The 20,170-nt window shown below is 42.2% G+C and carries 31 protein-coding genes; 6 read left to right on the top strand and 25 right to left on the bottom strand.

The genetic code is table 11. The annotated features are described in order from the left end of the window. Window positions 1-521 precede the first annotated feature (521 nt). Genes CXF88_RS00295 through CXF88_RS00280 form a run of 4 tightly spaced genes read right to left on the bottom strand, consistent with a single transcriptional unit; the run spans window position 522 to window position 4,145 of the window. On the bottom strand, window positions 522-1,061 hold the full coding sequence (locus tag CXF88_RS00295; RefSeq protein ID WP_101085349.1) for a TlpA disulfide reductase family protein: 540 nt from the start codon (window positions 1,059-1,061) through the stop codon (window positions 522-524). A 60-nt stretch (window positions 1,062-1,121) separates the two neighbouring features. Then, window positions 1,122-1,604 carry a heme lyase NrfEFG subunit NrfF gene (nrfF, locus tag CXF88_RS00290; RefSeq protein ID WP_101084812.1) on the bottom strand — a complete coding sequence of 161 codons (483 nt, stop codon included), beginning with the start codon at window positions 1,602-1,604 and terminating at the stop codon, window positions 1,122-1,124. Further along, entirely contained in the window at window positions 1,604-2,158 is a 555-nt protein-coding gene (locus tag CXF88_RS00285; RefSeq protein WP_011635673.1) for a DsbE family thiol:disulfide interchange protein, read from the bottom strand. The genes nrfF and CXF88_RS00285 overlap by 1 nt, the downstream gene beginning before the upstream one ends. 16 nt (window positions 2,159-2,174) lie before the next feature. Continuing rightward, entirely contained in the window at window positions 2,175-4,145 is a 1,971-nt protein-coding gene (locus CXF88_RS00280; RefSeq protein WP_101084811.1) for a heme lyase CcmF/NrfE family subunit, read from the bottom strand. 418 nt (window positions 4,146-4,563) lie between these two features. Between CXF88_RS00280 and ccmI the strand changes: the two genes are divergently transcribed. Beyond that, a complete protein-coding gene (gene ccmI / locus CXF88_RS00275; RefSeq protein ID WP_101084810.1) occupies window positions 4,564-5,817 on the top strand; it encodes a c-type cytochrome biogenesis protein CcmI in 1,254 nt (417 codons plus the stop codon). Between the two features lie 96 nt (window positions 5,818-5,913). Here ccmI and CXF88_RS00270 read toward each other — a convergent pair whose 3' ends face one another. Further along, window positions 5,914-6,207: a c-type cytochrome gene (locus CXF88_RS00270; RefSeq protein ID WP_101084809.1), complete on the bottom strand. Its 294-nt coding sequence runs from the start codon at window positions 6,205-6,207 to the stop codon at window positions 5,914-5,916. Window positions 6,208-6,531: 324 nt separating this feature from the next. Between CXF88_RS00270 and ccmA the strand changes: the two genes are divergently transcribed. From ccmA to ccmE, 5 genes are read left to right on the top strand one after another with little or no spacing between them, the layout of a single operon-like run. Beyond that, window positions 6,532-7,182 carry a cytochrome c biogenesis heme-transporting ATPase CcmA gene (gene ccmA / locus CXF88_RS00265; RefSeq protein ID WP_101084808.1) on the top strand — a complete coding sequence of 217 codons (651 nt, stop codon included), beginning with the start codon at window positions 6,532-6,534 and terminating at the stop codon, window positions 7,180-7,182. Between the two features lie 9 nt (window positions 7,183-7,191). After that, a complete protein-coding gene (gene ccmB, locus CXF88_RS00260) occupies window positions 7,192-7,878 on the top strand; it encodes a heme exporter protein CcmB (protein WP_011635668.1) in 687 nt (228 codons plus the stop codon). Beyond that, window positions 7,878-8,624, top strand: coding sequence for a heme ABC transporter permease (locus tag CXF88_RS00255; protein ID WP_101084807.1), 747 nt, complete (start codon window positions 7,878-7,880; stop codon window positions 8,622-8,624). Before ccmB ends, CXF88_RS00255 begins: the two co-directional genes overlap by 1 nt. Beyond that, window positions 8,624-8,836, top strand: coding sequence for a heme exporter protein CcmD (gene ccmD, locus CXF88_RS00250; protein ID WP_011635666.1), 213 nt, complete (start codon window positions 8,624-8,626; stop codon window positions 8,834-8,836). Before CXF88_RS00255 ends, ccmD begins: the two co-directional genes overlap by 1 nt. Then, window positions 8,820-9,305, top strand: coding sequence for a cytochrome c maturation protein CcmE (gene ccmE / locus CXF88_RS00245; protein ID WP_101084806.1), 486 nt, complete (start codon window positions 8,820-8,822; stop codon window positions 9,303-9,305). Before ccmD ends, ccmE begins: the two co-directional genes overlap by 17 nt. Window positions 9,306-10,631: 1,326 nt before the next feature. Here the strand turns inward: ccmE and rplQ are convergent. From rplQ to rplP, 20 genes are all read right to left on the bottom strand, one after another. Then, a complete protein-coding gene (gene rplQ / locus CXF88_RS00240; RefSeq protein ID WP_011635664.1) occupies window positions 10,632-11,027 on the bottom strand; it encodes a 50S ribosomal protein L17 in 396 nt (131 codons plus the stop codon). A gap of 40 nt (window positions 11,028-11,067) precedes the next feature. Next, the gene (gene rpoA / locus CXF88_RS00235; RefSeq protein ID WP_011635663.1) at window positions 11,068-12,057 is read right to left on the bottom strand and encodes a DNA-directed RNA polymerase subunit alpha; all 990 of its coding nucleotides are present in this window, start codon (window positions 12,055-12,057) and stop codon (window positions 11,068-11,070) included. Window positions 12,058-12,081: 24 nt separating this feature from the next. Next, window positions 12,082-12,702, bottom strand: a complete 621-nt coding sequence (rpsD, locus tag CXF88_RS00230) for a 30S ribosomal protein S4 (protein WP_011635662.1) — start codon at window positions 12,700-12,702, stop codon at window positions 12,082-12,084. Window positions 12,703-12,734: 32 nt separating this feature from the next. Continuing rightward, complete coding sequence (rpsK, locus tag CXF88_RS00225) at window positions 12,735-13,127, bottom strand: 30S ribosomal protein S11 (RefSeq protein ID WP_011635661.1); 393 nt, start codon at window positions 13,125-13,127, stop codon at window positions 12,735-12,737. 17 nt (window positions 13,128-13,144) lie between these two features. After that, window positions 13,145-13,501 (bottom strand): 30S ribosomal protein S13, encoded by a 357-nt coding sequence (gene rpsM / locus CXF88_RS00220; protein WP_011635660.1) that lies wholly within the window; start codon window positions 13,499-13,501, stop codon window positions 13,145-13,147. 117 nt (window positions 13,502-13,618) lie between these two features. After that, the gene (rpmJ, locus tag CXF88_RS00215; RefSeq protein WP_006083579.1) at window positions 13,619-13,732 is read right to left on the bottom strand and encodes a 50S ribosomal protein L36; all 114 of its coding nucleotides are present in this window, start codon (window positions 13,730-13,732) and stop codon (window positions 13,619-13,621) included. 23 nt (window positions 13,733-13,755) lie between these two features. Continuing rightward, a complete protein-coding gene (gene secY / locus CXF88_RS00210; protein ID WP_101084805.1) occupies window positions 13,756-15,096 on the bottom strand; it encodes a preprotein translocase subunit SecY in 1,341 nt (446 codons plus the stop codon). A gap of 7 nt (window positions 15,097-15,103) precedes the next feature. Next, window positions 15,104-15,538: a 50S ribosomal protein L15 gene (gene rplO / locus CXF88_RS00205; RefSeq protein WP_011635657.1), complete on the bottom strand. Its 435-nt coding sequence runs from the start codon at window positions 15,536-15,538 to the stop codon at window positions 15,104-15,106. Continuing rightward, complete coding sequence (rpmD, locus tag CXF88_RS00200; RefSeq protein ID WP_011635656.1) at window positions 15,538-15,726, bottom strand: 50S ribosomal protein L30; 189 nt, start codon at window positions 15,724-15,726, stop codon at window positions 15,538-15,540. Before rpmD ends, rplO begins: the two co-directional genes overlap by 1 nt. Window positions 15,727-15,732: 6 nt before the next feature. Further along, complete coding sequence (gene rpsE / locus CXF88_RS00195; protein WP_011494651.1) at window positions 15,733-16,236, bottom strand: 30S ribosomal protein S5; 504 nt, start codon at window positions 16,234-16,236, stop codon at window positions 15,733-15,735. 12 nt (window positions 16,237-16,248) lie between these two features. Beyond that, window positions 16,249-16,599 (bottom strand): 50S ribosomal protein L18, encoded by a 351-nt coding sequence (gene rplR, locus CXF88_RS00190; RefSeq protein WP_011635655.1) that lies wholly within the window; start codon window positions 16,597-16,599, stop codon window positions 16,249-16,251. Window positions 16,600-16,609: 10 nt separating this feature from the next. Continuing rightward, on the bottom strand, window positions 16,610-17,143 hold the full coding sequence (gene rplF, locus CXF88_RS00185; RefSeq protein ID WP_011635654.1) for a 50S ribosomal protein L6: 534 nt from the start codon (window positions 17,141-17,143) through the stop codon (window positions 16,610-16,612). A gap of 10 nt (window positions 17,144-17,153) precedes the next feature. Continuing rightward, on the bottom strand, window positions 17,154-17,546 hold the full coding sequence (rpsH, locus tag CXF88_RS00180) for a 30S ribosomal protein S8 (protein WP_011635653.1): 393 nt from the start codon (window positions 17,544-17,546) through the stop codon (window positions 17,154-17,156). 24 nt (window positions 17,547-17,570) lie between these two features. Next, window positions 17,571-17,876 (bottom strand): 30S ribosomal protein S14, encoded by a 306-nt coding sequence (rpsN, locus tag CXF88_RS00175; protein WP_011635652.1) that lies wholly within the window; start codon window positions 17,874-17,876, stop codon window positions 17,571-17,573. A gap of 10 nt (window positions 17,877-17,886) precedes the next feature. Further along, window positions 17,887-18,426, bottom strand: coding sequence for a 50S ribosomal protein L5 (rplE, locus tag CXF88_RS00170; protein ID WP_011635651.1), 540 nt, complete (start codon window positions 18,424-18,426; stop codon window positions 17,887-17,889). Window positions 18,427-18,439: 13 nt separating this feature from the next. Continuing rightward, the gene (rplX, locus tag CXF88_RS00165; RefSeq protein WP_101084804.1) at window positions 18,440-18,754 is read right to left on the bottom strand and encodes a 50S ribosomal protein L24; all 315 of its coding nucleotides are present in this window, start codon (window positions 18,752-18,754) and stop codon (window positions 18,440-18,442) included. Window positions 18,755-18,764: 10 nt separating this feature from the next. Then, the gene (gene rplN / locus CXF88_RS00160) at window positions 18,765-19,133 is read right to left on the bottom strand and encodes a 50S ribosomal protein L14 (protein WP_011635649.1); all 369 of its coding nucleotides are present in this window, start codon (window positions 19,131-19,133) and stop codon (window positions 18,765-18,767) included. 176 nt (window positions 19,134-19,309) lie between these two features. Further along, the gene (gene rpsQ, locus CXF88_RS00155) at window positions 19,310-19,558 is read right to left on the bottom strand and encodes a 30S ribosomal protein S17 (RefSeq protein ID WP_011635648.1); all 249 of its coding nucleotides are present in this window, start codon (window positions 19,556-19,558) and stop codon (window positions 19,310-19,312) included. Then, window positions 19,558-19,749, bottom strand: coding sequence for a 50S ribosomal protein L29 (gene rpmC / locus CXF88_RS00150; protein WP_011635647.1), 192 nt, complete (start codon window positions 19,747-19,749; stop codon window positions 19,558-19,560). The genes rpsQ and rpmC overlap by 1 nt, the downstream gene beginning before the upstream one ends. After that, window positions 19,749-20,159 carry a 50S ribosomal protein L16 gene (rplP, locus tag CXF88_RS00145; protein WP_011635646.1) on the bottom strand — a complete coding sequence of 137 codons (411 nt, stop codon included), beginning with the start codon at window positions 20,157-20,159 and terminating at the stop codon, window positions 19,749-19,751. Before rplP ends, rpmC begins: the two co-directional genes overlap by 1 nt. Between the last annotated feature and the right edge of the window lie 11 nt (window positions 20,160-20,170).

Raw genomic sequence — 20,170 nt, 5'->3', positions numbered from 1 at the left:
AGCTTTCGGCTCAATGAATTCTGATTTCATTCATTAGACTCGGAAGAATCTAAATAATGTTTGTACATATTACTATGAACACTCATCGTTGCATTGAGTTGTAATTTTTTGATTGCCAACATTCCGAAGAACAGAAGACAATTTCGAATAACTCAATACCTGTGAATGTCCACACAGATTTCTTGTTTAGATTGTTAAAGAACGTTGCTAACATGAACATCTTTCGATTTTTCATTCAGCGGCCGTTGACGCTAGGTCGTTGGCTTGGGGTGCGTATTCTACGCTTTCCCGGGTTGGCGTCAAGTGTTTTTTCAAACTTTCTTTTCGCCTTGAACTCTGTGTTTTGAAGCACTTAATTCAACCTGACTCAGTAACCGCTTGCGCTGTCTGCCGTGTCAGTGGATGCGCATTATAGGCACCACACGGTTTTGCGCAAGGCCTTTTTTAATAAAAAAGGATCGCTTGGCGATCTTTTCACCAAAAGCGATCCTTTTTCGTATTTTAAGCGACTTTATGACGGTTTATTGTACTTCTTTAGCGTTCTGGCGGAACTGTTCAAGGAAAGTCACCACATTTGAATCGTCCCAATCGACATACGAACGAACATAAGCCACCAGCTCACCTTGTTCATTTAAGATAAATGTTGCAGGTATCGTATCAAGCGGGAAGACATCACGTAGTTGTTGTTGCGGATCGAAATACGAATTAAACCGGCCTAATCCAAGAGACTCTAAAAATGGTTGCACAATAGTCACAGCTTCAGCATCAATAGAAATAGGCAGTAGAGCAAAATTTTGTGCATTTAGAGTTTGATTTAATCGATCGAGTGCTGGAAGTTCTCTAACACAAGGTGGACACCAAGTAGCCCAAAGATTCACAACAACCACTTTACCCTTATATTGTTCAAAGTTAACCGACTGACCAACAAGATCAGTAAAATCGACTAGCGCAATTGGGAATGGTTGCGGCAATATGTTTATGCGATCGAGTGTTGATTCAGTGGTTTGCTTGGCCGCTGCTTGCATGCCTGGGTATGCATTTACCGGACCTGCTGTCCCCATAAGAATGAGACAAGTGAAAATAAACGCAAACCACTGTTTCAAAGTTAATACTCCAATCGGTTACTTAGTTGTCTTACTACGATTTAATAACGCATCTAACTCAGCTTGTTGCTCTGTTGACAAGGTTGTCGATTCAGATGCCTGTATACGTTGCTTACGCACAAAGATAAAACCAATAAAGAGACCTAAAACAAGTAACCCAAATGGACCAAGCCATAGAATATAAGTTTTCGAGTCTAACTTTGGATTGTATAAGACAAAATCGCCATAGCGGCTGGTCATAAATTCAATAATCTCTGAATCTGACTTACCACTATCGACCATCGTATACACTTCAAGACGTAAATCTTGCGCAACCGGAGAGTTTGAATCGACTAAGTTTTGATTCTGACACTGTGGGCAACGCAATTGGTGTGCTAGTGACAATGCTCTTTGTTGATTATCTACCGATTGAAATTCATAAGTATCAACAGGTGTCGCCATTACCGTCAGAGTAAAAAGTAAACTCGTACAAGCCACCATCATTTTAAATATGAATTTCATTACGATGCTCCATCGACTTTAGCTTCAGCTTGTAATTGCTGGATCATTGGATACAAGGTTTGTGTCCATACCGTTTGATCTATAGGACCGGCATAGCGATAACGAATAATACCGTTGTGGTCGACTATAAAAGTTTCCGGTGCTCCATATACTCCAAGATCAAGACCTAAGCGGCCATCTTTGTCAAAGATGTTCACTGTGTATGGATCACCTTGAGTAGTTAACTCCTTAACAGCTAATGCTCGCTCGTCACGATAGTTGATACCATATATAGGTAACAAGTTACGTTTAGACAGCATCATCAAATAAGGATGCTCATACTTACATGCTGGACACCAAGTTGCCCAAAAGTTCAACATAGACACTTTTGCTGGAAGATCTTTCTCAGTTAACACTTCACTAGGCACTTCTAAGCGCTCAAGTTGGAAAGCCGGAACTGGCTTTCCTTCTAATGCAGAATCAAGCACCTTAGGATTGAGAAATAATCCTTTGTATAAAAACACGCCCATACCCAAAAATATAACCAAAGGTATAAACAGTACAAACTTCTTCATAATGTCTCCGAGTATATTAAGCAGTCGCTAATTTTGCTTTTACTGCTTCATCTGTCGCAGCTTGCTTTACACGATAACGCTTATCGGATGCTGCCAGGAAGCCACCAATCATCATAAAGATTGATCCAAACCACAACCAACGTACAAACGGTTTGTAATTAAGACGCACCGCAAACTCGGTTAAACTAATGGGATCACCCATAGTGACATATAAATCGCGGAATAATCCCCAATCAATACCCGCTTCAGTCATATCCATAGTCCGTACATTGTATTGACGACGGTCAGGTTTGAGTAAAGTGATAAATTCATCATCTTTGTAAATCTCAATCTGACCTTGTTGAGCGGTATAGTTAGGACCGACAACATTTTTAGTTTCTAAATACTTAAATGTGTAACCTGCTAGTTCTTGGCTGATACCAGGACCCATACGGACGCTTTTTTCAATCGAATAGTTAGAGACAATAGTAGCCCCCATTACCGACACAGCAATACCAAAGTGAGCGAAAAGCATTCCTAATTGACTACGTCCAATTCGATTAAGACTAATACCACCTTCTTTATCGCTCACCATATTATAAGCAGCGCGAAAAGTGGATAGCATGATCCATGCTGTAGCAGCCACACCACACATCACCCAAGCATTAAATTGGCCACCAGCAATAAATGGAGCAGCGACACCGGTAACTAATGCAATAATAGCTGGAATAAGTAACTGTTTTTTAATTTCGCCTGCTTTAGATTTCTTCCAGCGAATAATTGGACCAATACCCATAAAGCCAAATAGCACTAATACGATAGGTACAAATACAGCATTAAAATATGGAGGTCCGACGGAAATCTTGCCCATGCCTAATGCATCTATCAATAAAGGATAAAGCGTACCCAGCAACACAGTACCTGCAGCAACAGTGAGTAACACATTACAGATTAGCAACATGGTTTCTTTCGATTTAAGCTCAAATCGTGCTGGACTGCTCATTTCACTGGCTCGGAAAGCAAACAGAGTTAACGAACCACCAATGGCAATACCTAACAACAGCAAGATAAACAAACCACGACTTGGATCTGCTGCAAATGAATGCACTGACGTAAGCACACCAGAACGTACAATAAAGGTGCCGAGTAAACTTAATGAGAAGGCAAAGATAGACAGCAATACAGTCCAGTTACGGAATGCCCCACGCTTTTCCGTCACAATTAATGAGTGCACTAAAGCAGTACCGACTAACCAAGGCATAAATGATGCATTTTCAACTGGGTCCCAGAACCACCAGCCGCCCCAACCTAATTCGTAGTAAGCCCACCAAGAACCAAGTGAAATACCGCCAGTTAGAAATATCCATGCCGCTAATGTCCATGGACGACTCCAGCGTGCCCAAGCAGAATCAAGTCTGCCACTCATGAGGGCTGCAATAGCAAAGGCAAAACAGACTGAAAAACCCACATACCCTAGATACAACATTGGTGGGTGGAAGATTAAGCCAACATCTTGCAACATTGGATTTAAATCTCGCCCTTCTAGAGGAATAGGAAATATCCGTTCAAATGGACTTGATGTAAGGATCATAAATAAACTGAAGCCAACAACAATCATCGCTAAAACAGATAACACCCTTGCGGTAAAGACTTCTTCTAAGCCCTTACTAAATAGTGCTACTGATGCAGTCCATACAGACAACGCGAATACCCAGAATAATAATGAACCTTCATGACCACCCCATACCGCCGCAATTTTAAAGAATATTGGTAGTTGAGAATTAGAGTGATGGGCGACATAAGCCACAGAGAAATCATCAACAGCAAAGCTGTACCCTAGTGCTATAACGGAGAGACTGATGAAAAAAAACATTCCGTATGTCAGTGGCCAGGCATATCGAACAAGATACTGGTCTTTACGTGCGGAACCATATAACGGCACGCTAGCTAGCAGTAAGGCAAAAGCCAAACCGAGAATTAGCGAGAAATGTCCAAGTTCTGGAATCATGGGTATTCCTTAGTCTAAAAAAATTAGCGGATCTGAAACAAACAAATCACGACAGTACTAATTAATGCGATGAAACTAATATACGCACATTAGCTTAAACGAATTTTAACGCATTTTAGAACTTGCTATGACATATGTCTGCCATTTTCGTACAAAATTGGGTCACCAGTCTCATTATGAACACCGATTCAACCAAAACGAATTTTTTTGGCAACTTGTCTGACAGTATTACTGATATAAAGTTTCGCTATTAGTTAGTCAAACCATTCAATCTGTGAACCAGTACGCAACTATCAGGATTTGGATTCATATCTTCCTTATATTACTATTCAATTAATAATCTTTACGTATAATCGAAGTTCCAAGCACTGCGGTAAATGCCGCTTTCTCTGTTAACCTAAAAGTGAATATTGACATAATGACCACATTTTGGATTTTTATTGCGCTTGTCGTACTCATCGGCCTAATCATGATTTGGGTTCCACACTTTCGCCAAACAAAACTGTTACAAGCCGAAGAGTCTGGCGTTCGTAGACAAACTAACCTTGAACTTTTTGCTGAGCGGTTAACAATTCTTGAAAAAGAATTACATGACGAGCTTTTGGATCAAGTCGAATTCGAAGCATTAAAGAAAGAATTAGAGATAAATCTACTTCAGGACATGCAACAAAAAGGTGATGACTCCCTTGATGTAGAAATTAAATCAAAAAACGCATTATGGCCTGCTTTTATGACCTTGTGCTTATTGGCTGTTTCCGGTTACCTATATCAACACTTAGGTGCTTATAACGAATTAGCCAATCCTCCTCAAGCAAGCAATCCTCATCAAGGCATGGATCCGGCGCAAATAATGTCGCAACGGGTACAAATGATGGAAGCAAAAGTGCAGGCACAGCCAGACGATAGCCAAGCTTGGTTTAGCCTTGGTCATGCTTATATATCTGCCAACCAATATGATAAAGCCATTGGCGCATTTGATAAGGTAATGGAACTCGTCGGCACGCAAGCTGAACTCCTTGGGCCTAAAGCGACTGCGCTATACTATAAAGCAAATCAGCAGATGTCGCCGGCGATTCAAGCTGTGATTGATCAATCTTTAGCGTTAGACCCACAAGACCCCTCTACACTACTTCTTGTTGGCATGGATGCATTCTTTACCGCTGACTACAACAAAGCTATCAATGCTTGGCAGATGATCTTAGACAGCGATCGAGATGATGTTGATAGAACAGCATTAATGAATGCAATTGAATCTGCAAACATGCGCCTTAATGAAGGTTCGGCAATGCCTAATGGTGATTCAACTCAAAAGCCAGTAGTTACGAGCAATGCGAAGACAGTCGCAATTGAAGTTTCTATTGCTCCAGAATTAGCAGACAAAGTGGCCGATAGCGATACTGTGTTTATTTTCGCACGAGCAACGCAAGGTCCAAAAGTACCGTTAGCGGCAACTAAAATCAGTGCTAGCAGTTTACCTGCAACAATCACATTAGATGATAGTACTTCAATGGGTGGCGATGTCACACTGAGCTCAGTACAAGAAGTCGAAATAATTGCGGTACTGTCAAAAAATGGCAGCGTGAAACCGCAACCTGGAGACCTAAAGGGTACCATTAAAGCCATTAAAGTGGGTGATAATGCTGCACTAACTCTGGATACCTTAGTGCAATAGCATTGTGTAATATTAGTGATGTTCTCAGTTAGCATCACTGAAATTAACCCATAAAAAAACCGGCTATAAAAGCCGGTTTTTTGATTTAGTTGAAAACTACTTAGACATAAACTGAATTGCGTTTTTGTAATCTTCATCGGTACAGTCAGTACACATACCACCTGGTGGCATTGCGTTTAAACCAGACTTAACCGAACCAACTAAGGCATCTAAACCTTTTGCTAGACGTGGTTCCCATGCCGCAGCGTCATGAACTTTAGGCGCTCCGGCCACACCCATGCTGTGACATACTTGACACGCTTTATTGTAAATAGCTTCACCTTCTTGAGCAAATACATTTGCAGACAAAGTTAAGGCAGCTACTGCAGTCATTGCTAACAATTTTTTCATATTCATCGTTCCTAATTGCAAATATACAAAGCTTAACGCTGCCCTTTGATTTAGAAGGCAGACTCATTTTTAGCAACGATAGATTACTACAATTAGCAAAAAAACTCATCTTTTTGTGATAACAATCTCAGCTTAGCCTCTAAATCGAGACAATCTGTGTAGTTCAGGTAATATATTAGTAATCGATGAAAAAGTTCAAACTAAATTCATAATTTTGGAACCATATCAAATTGCTAGCACTTAATCAGTGACAAAGCTAAACCGATAAAAGTGTTTGTGTTAATATCTTTTCGAATTCATCCTCAAGTAAAATAAGAGGGATAAGTGACCATATCAAACCAATCACAAGTGCTATTAAGTGCCAACGAATTAACCTGTATTAGGGAAGAGCGCATTCTATTTGATGGACTGAGTTTTAATATCAATGCAGGGGATATTGTCCAGGTTGAAGGTCCTAATGGTGCCGGTAAAACCAGTCTTTTACGTATTATTGCTGGTTTGTCACGTCCCTATGCCGGTGAAGTTGAATATAATGGTGAAAACATCAATCGCTGTAGAGACGAATTTAATCACGACTTACTCTATCTCGGGCATTTAGCGGGTGTGAAAAGCGAGCTAACAGCAGAAGAAAATCTTAACTTCAATTTAAGAATTAGTGGCTATGATAATTTCGATACCACTGAAATTTTGGCGAAAGTCAATTTAACCGGTTTTGAAGAAGCACTAGCAGGTCATTTATCTGCGGGACAACATCGACGTACTGCATTAGCAAGATTACAACACAGTAATTGTAAAATATGGATCCTCGACGAACCTTTTACCGCAATTGATAAAAAAGGTGTAGAAGAATTAGAACAACTTTTTATTCAACATGCTGAATCGGGTGGATGTGTAATATTAACCACACATCAGGATATGAGCATTATTAGTGATGCCATACTACGTAAAATCACTCTCGACTATCGCTTTGTATAAGGTATTTGAATGAAACGAGGAATCAGTTACACCACAGCATTCATGACGCTTTTGCAACGTGATTTAAGAATTGCCATTAGACATCGAGGTGATATTTTTAACCCGCTGTTATTCTTTATTTTAGTGGTCACTCTTTTTCCTTTAGGAATTGGACCAGAACCTCAAGTGTTGACTAGAGTAGCACCTGGTATTATCTGGGTAGCAGCCTTACTTGCATCTATGCTGTCATTAGAACGTTTATTTAAAGCAGATTACAACGATGGCAGCTTAGAACAAATGCTACTGAGCCCACAACCGTTAGCATTAATGGTTCTGGCCAAAGTTCTAGCACATTGGATACTTACTGGTGTGCCATTAATTCTAGTCGCACCATTACTCGCTGTACTGTTGCATTTAGAAGACAATAGTTACGGTGCATTGATGTCGACTTTAGCATTAGGTACACCGATATTGTCGTTACTTGGTGCGATAGGTGTTGCACTGACTGTAGGACTTCGAAAAGGAGGAGTCCTGCTAAGTTTACTTATTCTACCTTTATATATACCTGTACTTATTTTTGCCACTAGTGCGATTGATGCTGCAGGACTGAATATGGCTTATGATGGTCAACTTGCGATTCTTGCCGCAATGTTGGTCGGTTCTTTAATCTTGGCACCTTTCGCAATTGGCGCCTCTTTACGTGTGAGCACAAACTAATGTGGAAATGGTTACATTCTTACGCAGACCCTGAACGGGCATATAAACTGTCAGGCACTTTGTTGCCTTGGTTTAGTATTCTAGCAATATTACTCGTTGGAACAGGCAGTATTTGGGGTTTATTATTTGCCCCGACAGATTACCAACAAGGTGACAGTTACCGAATCATCTTTATCCATGTACCTGCTGCATCGATGTCAATGGCTGCATATATGGGTATGGCAGTGGCTTCATTTATTGGCTTAGTTTGGCAAATAAAATCGGCAGACTGGGCCGCGGCAGCTATCGCACCTATTGGTGCAGTCATTACCTTTATTGCCTTACTAACAGGTGCTGCATGGGGTAAACCTATGTGGGGAACTTGGTGGGTATGGGATGCACGCTTAACCTCTGAACTGGTATTACTGTTTCTCTACCTTGGGGTTATATCACTGTATGCATCATTTGAAGATAAAGTCCTCGCGGCTAGAGCTTCTGGAATTCTGGCGATTGTCGGCGTAATTAATATACCCATTATTAAATATTCCGTTGATTGGTGGAGTAGTTTACATCAGCCATCAACCATTAGAATCACAGAAAAATCGACGATGTCGACCGATATGTTATACCCACTGTTAATTAATATTTTCGGGTTTGGGATGATGATTGGAGCGATAACCTTGATCCGCTATAGAACAGAGATCCTTGCTCGCAATGGCATGCGCCCTTGGGTGAGAGACTTAGCAACAGCAGAGGAGGCAAAATAATGCAATTTGATTCATTTAAAGATTTTCTTGATATGGGCGGTTACGCATTTTATGTTTGGCTATCCTATGGTGTAACGTTCGGCTGTCTAGCCACATTAATAACCCTGAGTATCAGACAAAAACGTAAAGTCCTGATCGAAATTGCTAAAAAGATAACGCGTGAACAACGCCTGAAAGAAACAAGAGGTAATAACCGTGAATCCAAGACGTAAAAAGAGATTAACCCTTGCCGTTGCATTGATTGCGGGCGTTGCTGCTGTTGCATCATTACTATTGTACGCACTAAATTCAAATTTGAATTTATTCTATACACCGTATGAAATTACCCACGGTAAAAACGATACGGGTGTAAAGCCAGAGCTTGGACAACGTATCCGAATCGGTGGCATGGTAACAATGGGATCGATGAAACGCGATCCAGACAGCTTACACGTTGAATTTGCTGTACATGATTCAGCGGGTGGGACTGTATCCGTTACATACGACGATTTATTACCAGACTTATTTAGAGAAGGTCAAGGTATCGTTGCCCAGGGTGTACTGGTTGAGTCAGGAAAACTAGAGGCCACTGAAGTACTCGCTAAGCATGATGAAAATTACATGCCACCTGAAGTTGCTGAAGCTATGGGTCAAACGCATGAAAAACCGACCTATAATCAAAAAGCTCTTGAAGAAAAATAAAGTCTATTTGTAATAAAAAGCCTCTTCGGAGGCTTTTTTTATGAATGAAATTTCAATTGTTATCGACAAATAGTTGCTATTATTTTAGCTACTCATTACGGAGAGGATAGTTTGAACATAGGTTTGTAACCTATTGTCAGTTTTACATTAAGATTTTCAGCAAGGATAAGAAACAATGGTGTGACGGTGCAAAAACCATTATATCCATTTAAGGTAAAATACTGCTTAACTGAAAATGTTGTGTCTCTATTAAAAGTCTGCTTATTTTCCGCGTACTGAACAATGCCAGTCACAGTAAGTCATACCTATAATGAAAGCCTATCGAATTATGAACAACTCTGGTTTCAATAAAACCCTTCTATTTATTGTGATTCCAGTTTTGATTCAATGATTTTGAACCACAGCACAACGGCTTTAACCTATAGACTAATCCATATTTTCTATTTTTGGCATCAGCTCAATAATGCTAAATAACCTCAATTCAGGTTAATAAGTGAGATAGGTAAGGCAAAATGACAATATTCGGCCTATTTCATATCAAACTTGTCATTTTTTTTAACTAAGCGCAGCGGTGCGTCATTACTAGCCTATTGCAAGTAATGCAATACAGTTGGCAATACAAAAGAGAATTTGATGACCATTTATGATTCCAAGCTGAGGCCAAATAGATAATAGTTAGTTATGGTAAGACCTATGTAGCATGTCTACACGCCACGGTTAACAATAATGGCATCATATAACCTAGTCATTGAGTATAACTTCAAAGTACGTTAATCAAGTCGAATACGCAGCCTTAACGTGATGTTAAGTAACAGATCCAGTATTGCATTCCCGCCGTCAGCCATATTCCTACATCAGTAAAATATTACACATACAGTAAGTGGTTTCGACCAACTCTGTTGAAGGTTCGTTTGCAGCTCAAAACCTGTGAACATTGGCTTAAACGGAATAGCCATTGTTGCAAACATAAGAACAACTTTAGCGTCTTGTACTTGGTATTATCGACTTAAGCTTAGACATGGTTAACGTTGCTAATATGTCCTTAATACAAACACAATAATACGATTTTACTAAACAGAGTTGTACGACACATATCGGATCAGAGAATCAAGAAAATGAGTATTGGGTTCATCTCGTTGACCGAGCTGAGAGCGATTGTGAAAATAATCAGATAGAAGATTACGCATAAATAGTAGACATTTACCAAGTTGTACAATAAATGGATATGGATTGCAGCTAAAAAGATATGATGTTTGAAACAAAGTCGAAGTTAAAAAAAGATAAAAAAAAACCGAGCCTAGGCTCGGTTTTTCGGTGAGTAATTAATTACTCAGCAGCTTCAACTTCAACAGCTTCAGCAGCTTCAGGACGACCTACTAACTCGATGTAAGCCATTGGGGCTTTATCACCGGTACGTAGACCGCACTTAAGAATACGAGTGTAACCACCAGGACGTTCCTGGAAGCGTGGACCCAATTCAGTAAATAACTTACCTACAACTTCAGCGTCGCGGGTACGAGCGAAAGCTAAACGGCGATTTGCAACGCTGTCAACTTTAGCAAGTGTTATTAGAGGTTCAACAACGCGACGCAGTTCTTTCGCTTTAGCTACAGTTGTCTTGATAATCTCATGACGAACTATTGAACAAGCCATGTTACGGAACATAGCTTGGCGATGACTGCTGTTGCGGTTTAGTTGACGACCACTCTTACGATGGCGCATGACCTAATCCTTATAACCTAAATCTGTACTAACCTGAGACTTATAGGTCGTCAGCTAAACTAGCCGGAGGCCAGTTTTCTAGACGCATACCTAACGACAGTCCGCGAGACGCTAAAACATCCTTAATTTCAGTAAGAGATTTCTTACCTAAGTTAGGGGTCTTAAGCAACTCAACTTCAGTGCGTTGTACCAGATCTCCGATGTAATGAATCGCTTCGGCTTTTAAACAGTTAGCCGAACGTACAGTTAGCTCTAAATCGTCGACAGGACGCAGCAAAATCGGATCAAACTCCGGTTTCTCTTCTACAACAGCTTGCTCAGTAACATCACGTAGTTCAACAAACGCATCTAGCTGTTCAGCTAAAATTGTTGCAGAACGACGAATTGCTTCCTCAGGATCGATAGTACCGTTTGTGGTCATATCTATCACAAGTTTGTCTAAGTCAGTACGCTGTTCAACACGAGCGGCTTCAACATTATAAGCAATGCGAGCAACAGGTGAAAAAGAAGCATCAACCAGCAAACGACCGATTGGGCGATCATCGTCTTCAGTCTGTGCACGAGCCGAAGCTGGCACATAACCACGACCACGCTCAACGCGGATACGCATGCTGATATCATTGTTACCAGTCAAGTGACAGATAACATGATCAGGATTCACGATGGTAACATCACCATCATGTGTGATATCTGCTGCTGTAACAGGGCCTGTGCCGGACTTGCTTAATGTAAGCAAAGCCTCGTCTTTACCCTCGATGGTCACTGCTAATCCCTTAAGATTAAGCAATATCTCAAGGATATCTTCTTGTACGCCTTCCTTACTGCTGTATTCATGCAGTACGCCGTCAATTTCGACTTCAGTAACTGCACAGCCAGGCATAGACGACAATAGGATGCGACGCAACGCGTTACCTAAGGTATGGCCAAAACCACGTTCTAGTGGCTCTAGTGTAACTTTGGCGCGAGTTGAATTAACCTGCTCAATATCAACGAGACGCGGTTTAAGAAATTCTGTAACAGAACCCTGCATTGTGTCCTCTCTTGTTTGTTAGCTTTACTTAGAGTAAAGCTCGACGATCAGCTGTTCGTTAATATCCGCAGACAAATCGCTACGTTCTGGAACGCGCTTGAAAGCACCTTCCATTTTCGCATTGTCGACTTCTACCCATGTAGGCTTTTCGCGTTGACCAGCCACTTCTAAAGCCGCTTTAATACGAGCTTGAGTACGTGACTTTTCACGGATGCTTACAACATCATTCGCAGACACTTTGAATGACGGAATGTTAACAACACGACCGTTAACCATAACAGATTTATGGCTTACTAGCTGACGTGATTCTGCACGAGTAGAACCGAAACCCATACGATAAACGACGTTATCTAGGCGGACTTCTAAAAGTTGCAAAAGGTTTTCACCAGTATTGCCTTTTAGACGTGCAGCTTCTTTGTAGTAGTTACGGAATTGCTTTTCTAGCACACCATAAATACGACGAACTTTTTGTTTCTCGCGTAACTGAATACCATACTCAGACAAACGTGGCTTACGTGCGCCATGTTGTCCAGGTGCAGTTTCTAGCTTACACTTCGAATCGATTGCTCTCACACCGCTTTTTAGGAAAAGGTCTGTACCTTCTCTGCGGCTGAGCTTGAGCTTGGGACCCAAGTATCTTGCCATGATCTTTCTCCAACTATCCTATATACGCAGTGTTATACACGACGCTTTTTAGGTGGACGACAGCCATTATGAGGGATAGGCGTCACATCGGTAATGTTGGTAATTTTATAACCAACAGCGTTCAGCGCACGAATGGCTGATTCACGACCTGGACCAGGACCCTTCACGAAAACTTCAAGGTTTTTAACACCGTAGTCTTGAGCAGCAATACCTGCACGCTCAGCAGCAACCTGCGCAGCGAATGGTGTTGATTTACGTGAACCACGGAAACCAGAACCACCTGAGGTAGCCCATGACAACGCATTACCTTGACGATCCGTAATGGTGACAATTGTGTTGTTGAAAGACGCATGGATATGAGCCATGCCATCTGCAACCTGTTTACGTACGCGCTTACGCGGAGAACGTGACGGAACTTTAGCCATTTTGGTTTACCTTCCCGTTACTTTCTTATTGGCTTACGTGGACCTTTACGCGTACGCGCATTGGTCTTAGTACGTTGCCCACGAAGGGGCAGGCTACGACGATGGCGGAGACCACGATAACAACCAAGATCCATAAGACGCTTGATGTTCATTGAAATCTCACGACGCAAGTCACCTTCTACAGTGTATTTGGCGACTTCTTCGCGTAGGATATCTATTTGAGCTTCGCTCAATTCCTTGATCTTAGCATCTTCAGCAATTGAAGTAGATGCGCAGATTGCTCTAGCGCGTGTACGTCCAATACCAAAAATAGCAGTCAACGCAATGACTGTATGCTTTTGATCAGGAATGTTAATGCCAGCGATACGGGCCACTATGCACTCCTTAAAGTTAAAGGCCATCTGCGAAAAGCCCGAAAGGATACTCGACAGACGACAGATTTGCAAACAATATTTTGGTCAGCCCATTATTGAGCTGACCAAACTTCTTTCTTAGCCTTGACGCTGTTTGTGTTTTGGTTCAACACATATAACGCGTACAACACCACTACGCTTGACGATCTTGCAATTACGGCAGATCTTCTTCACGGAAGCTCGAACTTTCATTTCATCACTCCGTAAAAGCAATCTTATTTTCCAAAGCGGTCTAAATTGGCTTTGTTAACAAGATTAGCTTTCTTCATCACAGACTCATATTGATGGGACATCATATGGGTCTGAACCTGAGCCATGAAGTCCATGATTACGACTACTATAATTAGTAGCGAAGTACCGCCAAAATAGAACTGTACTTTCCACGCAATTAACATGAACTCCGGAATTAAGCAGATAAAGGTAATATACAACGCACCCGCTAAGGTTAAACGTGTCATTACTTTATCAATGTAACGCGAAGTCTGTTCTCCGGGACGGATCCCAGGAATGAATGCACCACTCTTTTTCAAGTTATCTGCTGTTTCACGAGGGTTAAAAACCAACGCAGTATAGAAGAAACAGAAAAAGATGATTGCTGTCGCATACAATAATGAATACAGCGGTTGTCCTGGTGACACAGCTAAAGCGAAATCGCTTAACCATGACATAGACTCATTTTGTCCAAACCACTGAGCCAGTGTACCTGGAAACAAAATAATGCTGGAAGCAAAGATTGGTGGAATCACACCTGCCATATTTATTTTTAATGGTAAATGTGTGCTTTGCGCTGCAAAGACCTTACGGCCTTGTTGACGTTTAGCGTAGTTAACGACGATACGACGTTGACCACGTTCCACAAATACCACTAAATAAGTTACAGCAAATACAATCACTGCGAGCAACAGTAGTACTAATACATTCATGTCACCTTGACGCGCCTGCTCAGCCGTTGAGCCGATGGCCGATGGTAGACCAGCAACAATACCTGCGAAAATTAAAATCGAGATACCATTACCAATACCACGTTCGGTAATTTGCTCACCTAGCCACATAAGGAACATTGTTCCTGTTACTAAGCTCACAACTGCAACAAAGTAGAAACCAAATCCAGGATTGGCCACAAGACCAGGCATCAGATTTGGTAAACCCGTTGCAATACCGACAGATTGCAGCGTACCCAACACGAGTGTGCCATATCTAGTATATTGACTGATTTTCTTACGTCCTGATTCGCCTTCCTTTTTCAATTCAGCGAGTGCAGGATGCACAACAGTCAATAACTGCATAATGATAGATGCCGAAATATACGGCATAATACCCAATGCGAAGATAGAAGCACGCTCTAAGGCACCACCCGAGAACATGTTAAACATGCCAAGGATGGTATCTTTTTGCTGAGCAAATAGCTCTGCCAATACAGCTGCGTCAATACCAGGAATTGGCACGAACGAACCGGCTCTAAAGACGATAATCGCACCAATCACGAACAGAAGACGAGTTTTCAGTTCAGATAAACCGCCTTTCGCGCTTTTTAAATCAAGTCCTGGTTTTGCCATCGACGTATTATTCCTCGATCTTGCCACCGGCAGCTTCAATAGCTGCACGAGCACCTTTGGTTACCTTGAGACCTTTTACAGTCACTGGGCGGTCAATGGTACCTGAAAGAACGATTTTCGCAAACTGGATGTTGCGAGTAATAACGTTCGCATCTTTCAGTGCATTCAAATCGACAACATCACCGTTAACTTTTGCTAGTTCGAGTAAACGAACTTCAGCTGTTACCAAAGCGCGACGCGAAGTAAAGCCAAACTTAGGTAAACGAATCTTAAGTGGCATTTGACCACCTTCGAAACCGACGCGAACACCGCCGCCTGAACGAGACTTCTGACCTTTATGGCCACGTCCCGCTGTTTTACCTAAACCTGAACCGATACCACGGCCTACACGCTTAGGAGCAGATTTAGAACCTGCTGCTGGAGATAGAGTATTTAGACGCATTATCCTAATTCCTCCACCGAAACCATGTAGTACACCTTGTTAATCATACCGCGAACTGAAGGTGTATCTTCAACTTCAACAGTGTGATTAATGCGGCGTAGGCCTAAACCGGTTAAGGTTGCACGGTGTTTTGGTAAACGACCAATGCTGCTTTTAGTCTGTGTGACTTTTAAAGTTTTAGTAGCCATGGTGCATTACCCCCGAATCTCATCAACATTCAGGCCACGTTTTGCTGCGATTTGAGCTGGTGACTTCATGTGCACCAACGCATCGACAGTTGCGCGAACGATGTTGATCGGGTTAGTAGAACCGTATGCTTTTGACAGAACGTTATGAACGCCTGCTACTTCCAATACGGCACGCATTGCGCCACCGGCAATAATACCGGTACCCTGTGATGCTGGTTGCATATAAACTTTTGAACCAGTATGGCGACCTTTAACTGGGTGATGCAAAGTACCTGCATTCAACTCCACTGTTACCATATTACGACGGGCTTTTTCCATTGCTTTTTGAATAGCAGCTGGAACTTCACGCGCTTTACCATAGCCATAGCCAATCTTACCGTTACCGTCACCCACTACTGTTAGTGCTGTGAAGCTAAAGATACGACCGCCCTTAACTACTTTAGAAACACGATTAACTGCAATCAATTTCTCTTGCAGATCGTCTTTTTGCTGAGCTTCTAATTTAGCCATTTTTATAACCCCTTAGAACTTCAGGCCAGCTTCACGAGCGGCATCTGCTAGTGCAGCTACACGACCATGATACTTGAAACCAGAACGGTCGAACGCAACTGTTGCTACGCCCTTCTCGATCGCACGCTCAGCAACAATTTTACCTACTGCTTTAGCCGCATCAACGTTACCGGTACTCTTTAGTAGCTCTTTAACCGCTTTTTCAACGGTTGAAGCAACTGCCAACACCTGAGCTTCAGGATTGATCACCTGAGCATAAATGTGACGCGGTGTACGATGTACAACCAGACGATTCACGCCCAGCTCTTGGATCTTCTTACGTGCACGTAACGCGCGACGTAAGCGAGATGTTTTCTTATCCATATCGCGTTACCTACTTCTTCTTAGCCTCTTTACGGCGTACTATTTCGTCATCATAACGAACACCTTTGCCTTTATAAGGCTCTGGTGGACGATATCCGCGAATTTCAGCAGCAACCTGACCAACAACTTGTTTATCAACGCCCGAAAGCACGATTTCAGTTTGGCTAGGACACTCTGCAGTAACGCCTGCGGGCAGTTTGTGTACTAATGGATGTGAGAAACCTAATGTTAAATCTAAGTCACTACCAGCAATCTTTGCACGGTAACCTACACCAACTAATTTAAGTTTTTTCACAAAACCTTGAGATACACCAACAACCATGTTGTTTACTAGTGCACGTGCAGTACCAGCCTGAGCCCAAGCGTTAGAAACGCCATCGACAGGAAGAAACTTTACTTGTGCATCTTCGATAACAACATTTACCGCATTGTTGATTACTCGAGTCAGACTTCCTTTACTGCCTTTAACAGTTAAGGTCTGTTCGTTTAAAGTCACCTCTACGCCAGCAGGAACAGTGACTGGTGCTTTTGCAACACGAGACATTTCTAGCTCCTTACGCTACGTAGCAGATAACCTCGCCACCCGTGCCATTTTGGCGGGCGGCGCGATCAGTCATCAAGCCTTGAGAAGTGGACACAATTGCGATACCCAGACCGCCCATCACCTTTGGTAACTCGTCTTTACCTTTGTAAATACGAAGACCAGGGCGACTTACACGCTGGATAGTCTCAACGACTGGTTTGCCTTGAAAGTACTTTAACGTAATTTCTAATTCAGGCTTAGCTTCATCTGCTACGGCGTATTCAGTAATGAAACCTTCATCTTTAAGTAATTTCGCAATTGCTACTTTTAACTTAGCTGAAGGCATCTTAACAGATACGTGGTTAGCAGCTTGGCCGTTACGAATACGGGTTAACATATCCGCAATAGGATCTTGCATGCTCATATTAGCTTACTCCGTGACAAGTGCTTACCAGCTGGCCTTACGCAGACCAGGAACTTCACCACGCATGGTTGCTTCACGTAATTTAATACGGCTTAAGCCGAATTTACGTAGAAAACCATGTGGGCGACCAGTTTGATTACAGCGGTTGCGTTGACGCGCAGCGCTAGAATCACGTGGTAGAGCTTGTAACTTAAGTACGGCATCCCAGCGATCTTCTTCAGAAGTTGCAGGGCTGCTGATTATAGCCTTAAGTGCTAAACGCTTTTCAGCATATTTAGCTACGAGCTGCGCACGTTTTGCTTCACGTGCTTTCATAGATGTTTTTGCCATTATGCTACCCTTATTTCTTGAATGGGAAGTTAAAAGCGTCTAACAAAGCACGACCTTCTTCATCATTCTTCGCAGTAGTAGTGATAACAATATCCATACCACGAATTTTATCGATTTTATCATAATCGATTTCTGGGAAGATGATCTGCTCACGCACGCCCATTGCGTAATTACCACGGCCGTCAAACGCTTTAGCGCTTAAGCCTCGGAAATCACGAATACGTGGTATTGCAATGTCAACTAAACGCTCTAAAAATTCCCACATACGCTCACCGCGTAGGGTAACTTTACAGCCAATAGGGTAGCCTTCACGGATTTTAAAACCAGCAACTGATTTACGAGCAACAGTTACAATTGGCTTCTGGCCAGCGATTGCAGTCATGTCACGGAGCGCATGCTCCATAACTTTCTTATCTGCAACAGCTTCGCCCACACCCATGTTTAGGGTGATTTTTTCAATCCGAGGGACTTGCATGACACTGCTGTAGCCGAACTTTTTAGCTAGTTCAGCAACTACAGTCTCTTGATATTTATCATGCAGTTTCGCCATCGTTTACTCCAAATTACTTAACGAGTTCGCTGTTCGATTTAAAGAAACGGACTTTTTTGCCGTCTTCAAATCGGAAACCAACACGATCTGCCTTGCCTGTGGCTTGGTTAAAGATCGCAACGTTTGATGCTTGCATCGGTGCTTCTTTCTCGATAACGCCGCCAGTCACACCCAATTGAGGGTTAGGTTTCTGGTGCTTTTTAACAAGATTAAAGCCTTCAACAATTAACTTACCAGTAGGTAGAACTTGAGAAACCTTACCGCGGCTACCCTTGTCTTTACCTGCTAATATAATTACTTCGTCTTCACGACGGATTTTAGCTGCCATTTGAAGCTCCTTACAGTACTTCTGGTGCCAGCGAGACAATTTTCATGAATTTATCATTACGCAATTCACGTGTCACTGGGCCAAAGATACGAGTACCAATCGGTGCAAGGTTTGCGTTAAGCAATACCGCTGCATTCCGATCGAAGCGAATGACAGAACCGTCTGGACGACGTACGCCTTTCTTAGTACGGACTACCACCGCGTTATATACATCACCTTTCTTCGCTTTAGCGCGAGGAATCGCTTCTTTAACAGAAACTTTGATAATGTCGCCGATACCGGCATAACGACGATGAGAGCCACCCAAGACCTTAATACACTGAACTCTGCGTGCGCCGCTGTTACATGCGACGTCTAGAGTCGATTGCATTTGGATCATTTCAAGTGCTCCGCTATCGTTACTACACAATCCCACTATGGGAGTATATTTGAACCAAATTCAAGTAATAATTTACTCAAAATTGGCGCGCAAGTATAACACACATTTTTGGAATGCATAGCAAAAAAAACAAACGGCCCCAAATACTGGGGCCGTTTACGTTAACCTAATCGAGATTAGGCTTTTGTTACTACTTCAGCTAGTGTCCAAGACTTAGTCTTAGATAGAGGACGACACTGGCTAATAGCCACGAAATCCCCTTCATTACACTGATTAGTTTCGTCATGTGCATGGATCTTAGTTGTACGCTTAATGTACTTCCCATAAATAGGATGTTTCACTTGGCGCTCAATAGCAACAGTAATAGACTTATCCATTTTGTTGCTAATTACTTTACCTTGCAAAGTACGGGCTTTATCAGACATTACACACCTGCCTTAGAAGTAATAATGGTCTTAACACGTGCAATGTTACGACGCACTAGTTTCAACTGATTCGTTTGAGTCAACTGACCAGTAGCGTGTTGCATACGCAGGTTAAACTGCTCACGCAGCAGACCAAGTAATTCAGCGTTAAGTTCTTCAACGCTCTTTTCTCTTAGTTCGCTCGCTTTCATTACATCACCGTCTTAGTTACGAAGGTAGTCTTCAGAGGAAGTTTGGCAGAAGCCAAAGCGAAGGCTTCACGAGCCAACGACTCAGGAACACCATCCATCTCGTAAAGAACCTTACCAGGTTGAATCTGACATACCCAGTATTCAACGTTACCTTTACCTTTACCCATACGCACTTCAAGAGGCTTAGAGGTAATTGGCTTGTCAGGGAAAACTCGAATCCAAATTTGTCCTTGACGTTTAACATGACGTGTCATGGCACGACGTGCAGATTCAATTTGACGTGCAGTTAAACGGCCACGGCCGACTGCTTTCAAACCGAAAGTACCAAAGCTAACTTCAGTACCGTTCGCTAGACCACGGTTGCGGCCCTTGAACATCTTGCGAAACTTCATACGTTTAGGTTGCAGCATAAAAGTTTCTC

The organism is Shewanella sp. ALD9 (assembly GCF_002836315.1).
GTDB lineage: Bacteria > Pseudomonadota > Gammaproteobacteria > Enterobacterales > Shewanellaceae > Shewanella.
Note: the sequence above shows the minus strand (reverse complement) of the source record. Positions and strands in the feature narration are given on the sequence as shown.

What these genes read in the sequence shown, in the direction of transcription:
- nrfF (WP_101084812.1), bottom strand. Translation starts at nt 1,604, where the DNA reads ATGAAATTCATATTTAAAATGATGGTGGCTTGTACGAGTTTACTTTTT.
- CXF88_RS00270 (WP_101084809.1), bottom strand. Translation starts at nt 6,207, where the DNA reads ATGAAAAAATTGTTAGCAATGACTGCAGTAGCTGCCTTAACTTTGTCT.
- rpmJ (WP_006083579.1), bottom strand. Translation starts at nt 13,732, where the DNA reads ATGAAAGTTCGAGCTTCCGTGAAGAAGATCTGCCGTAATTGCAAGATC.
- rplE (WP_011635651.1), bottom strand. Translation starts at nt 18,426, where the DNA reads ATGGCGAAACTGCATGATAAATATCAAGAGACTGTAGTTGCTGAACTA.
- rpmC (WP_011635647.1), bottom strand. Translation starts at nt 19,749, where the DNA reads ATGAAAGCGAGCGAACTAAGAGAAAAGAGCGTTGAAGAACTTAACGCT.
- rplN (WP_011635649.1), bottom strand. Translation starts at nt 19,133, where the DNA reads ATGATCCAAATGCAATCGACTCTAGACGTCGCATGTAACAGCGGCGCA.
- ccmB (WP_011635668.1), top strand. Translation starts at nt 7,192, where the DNA reads ATGAAACGAGGAATCAGTTACACCACAGCATTCATGACGCTTTTGCAA.
- rplP (WP_011635646.1), bottom strand. Translation starts at nt 20,159, where the DNA reads ATGCTGCAACCTAAACGTATGAAGTTTCGCAAGATGTTCAAGGGCCGC.
- ccmD (WP_011635666.1), top strand. Translation starts at nt 8,624, where the DNA reads ATGCAATTTGATTCATTTAAAGATTTTCTTGATATGGGCGGTTACGCA.
- rplR (WP_011635655.1), bottom strand. Translation starts at nt 16,599, where the DNA reads ATGGATAAGAAAACATCTCGCTTACGTCGCGCGTTACGTGCACGTAAG.
- CXF88_RS00285 (WP_011635673.1), bottom strand. Translation starts at nt 2,158, where the DNA reads ATGAAGAAGTTTGTACTGTTTATACCTTTGGTTATATTTTTGGGTATG.
- rpsN (WP_011635652.1), bottom strand. Translation starts at nt 17,876, where the DNA reads ATGGCAAAAACATCTATGAAAGCACGTGAAGCAAAACGTGCGCAGCTC.
- ccmI (WP_101084810.1), top strand. Translation starts at nt 4,564, where the DNA reads ATGACCACATTTTGGATTTTTATTGCGCTTGTCGTACTCATCGGCCTA.
- rpsE (WP_011494651.1), bottom strand. Translation starts at nt 16,236, where the DNA reads ATGGCTAAATTAGAAGCTCAGCAAAAAGACGATCTGCAAGAGAAATTG.
- CXF88_RS00255 (WP_101084807.1), top strand. Translation starts at nt 7,878, where the DNA reads ATGTGGAAATGGTTACATTCTTACGCAGACCCTGAACGGGCATATAAA.
- secY (WP_101084805.1), bottom strand. Translation starts at nt 15,096, where the DNA reads ATGGCAAAACCAGGACTTGATTTAAAAAGCGCGAAAGGCGGTTTATCT.
- CXF88_RS00295 (WP_101085349.1), bottom strand. Translation starts at nt 1,061, where the DNA reads ATGGGGACAGCAGGTCCGGTAAATGCATACCCAGGCATGCAAGCAGCG.
- rpsH (WP_011635653.1), bottom strand. Translation starts at nt 17,546, where the DNA reads ATGAGCATGCAAGATCCTATTGCGGATATGTTAACCCGTATTCGTAAC.
- rpsK (WP_011635661.1), bottom strand. Translation starts at nt 13,127, where the DNA reads ATGGCTAAAGTTCCGTCACGTTCTCCGCGTAAGCGCGTACGTAAACAG.
- rpoA (WP_011635663.1), bottom strand. Translation starts at nt 12,057, where the DNA reads ATGCAGGGTTCTGTTACAGAATTTCTTAAACCGCGTCTCGTTGATATT.
- rpmD (WP_011635656.1), bottom strand. Translation starts at nt 15,726, where the DNA reads ATGGCTACTAAAACTTTAAAAGTCACACAGACTAAAAGCAGCATTGGT.
- CXF88_RS00280 (WP_101084811.1), bottom strand. Translation starts at nt 4,145, where the DNA reads ATGATTCCAGAACTTGGACATTTCTCGCTAATTCTCGGTTTGGCTTTT.
- rpsD (WP_011635662.1), bottom strand. Translation starts at nt 12,702, where the DNA reads ATGGCAAGATACTTGGGTCCCAAGCTCAAGCTCAGCCGCAGAGAAGGT.
- rplX (WP_101084804.1), bottom strand. Translation starts at nt 18,754, where the DNA reads ATGGCAGCTAAAATCCGTCGTGAAGACGAAGTAATTATATTAGCAGGT.
- rplQ (WP_011635664.1), bottom strand. Translation starts at nt 11,027, where the DNA reads ATGCGCCATCGTAAGAGTGGTCGTCAACTAAACCGCAACAGCAGTCAT.
- rplO (WP_011635657.1), bottom strand. Translation starts at nt 15,538, where the DNA reads ATGCGTCTAAATACTCTATCTCCAGCAGCAGGTTCTAAATCTGCTCCT.
- rpsQ (WP_011635648.1), bottom strand. Translation starts at nt 19,558, where the DNA reads ATGTCTGATAAAGCCCGTACTTTGCAAGGTAAAGTAATTAGCAACAAA.
- rplF (WP_011635654.1), bottom strand. Translation starts at nt 17,143, where the DNA reads ATGTCTCGTGTTGCAAAAGCACCAGTCACTGTTCCTGCTGGCGTAGAG.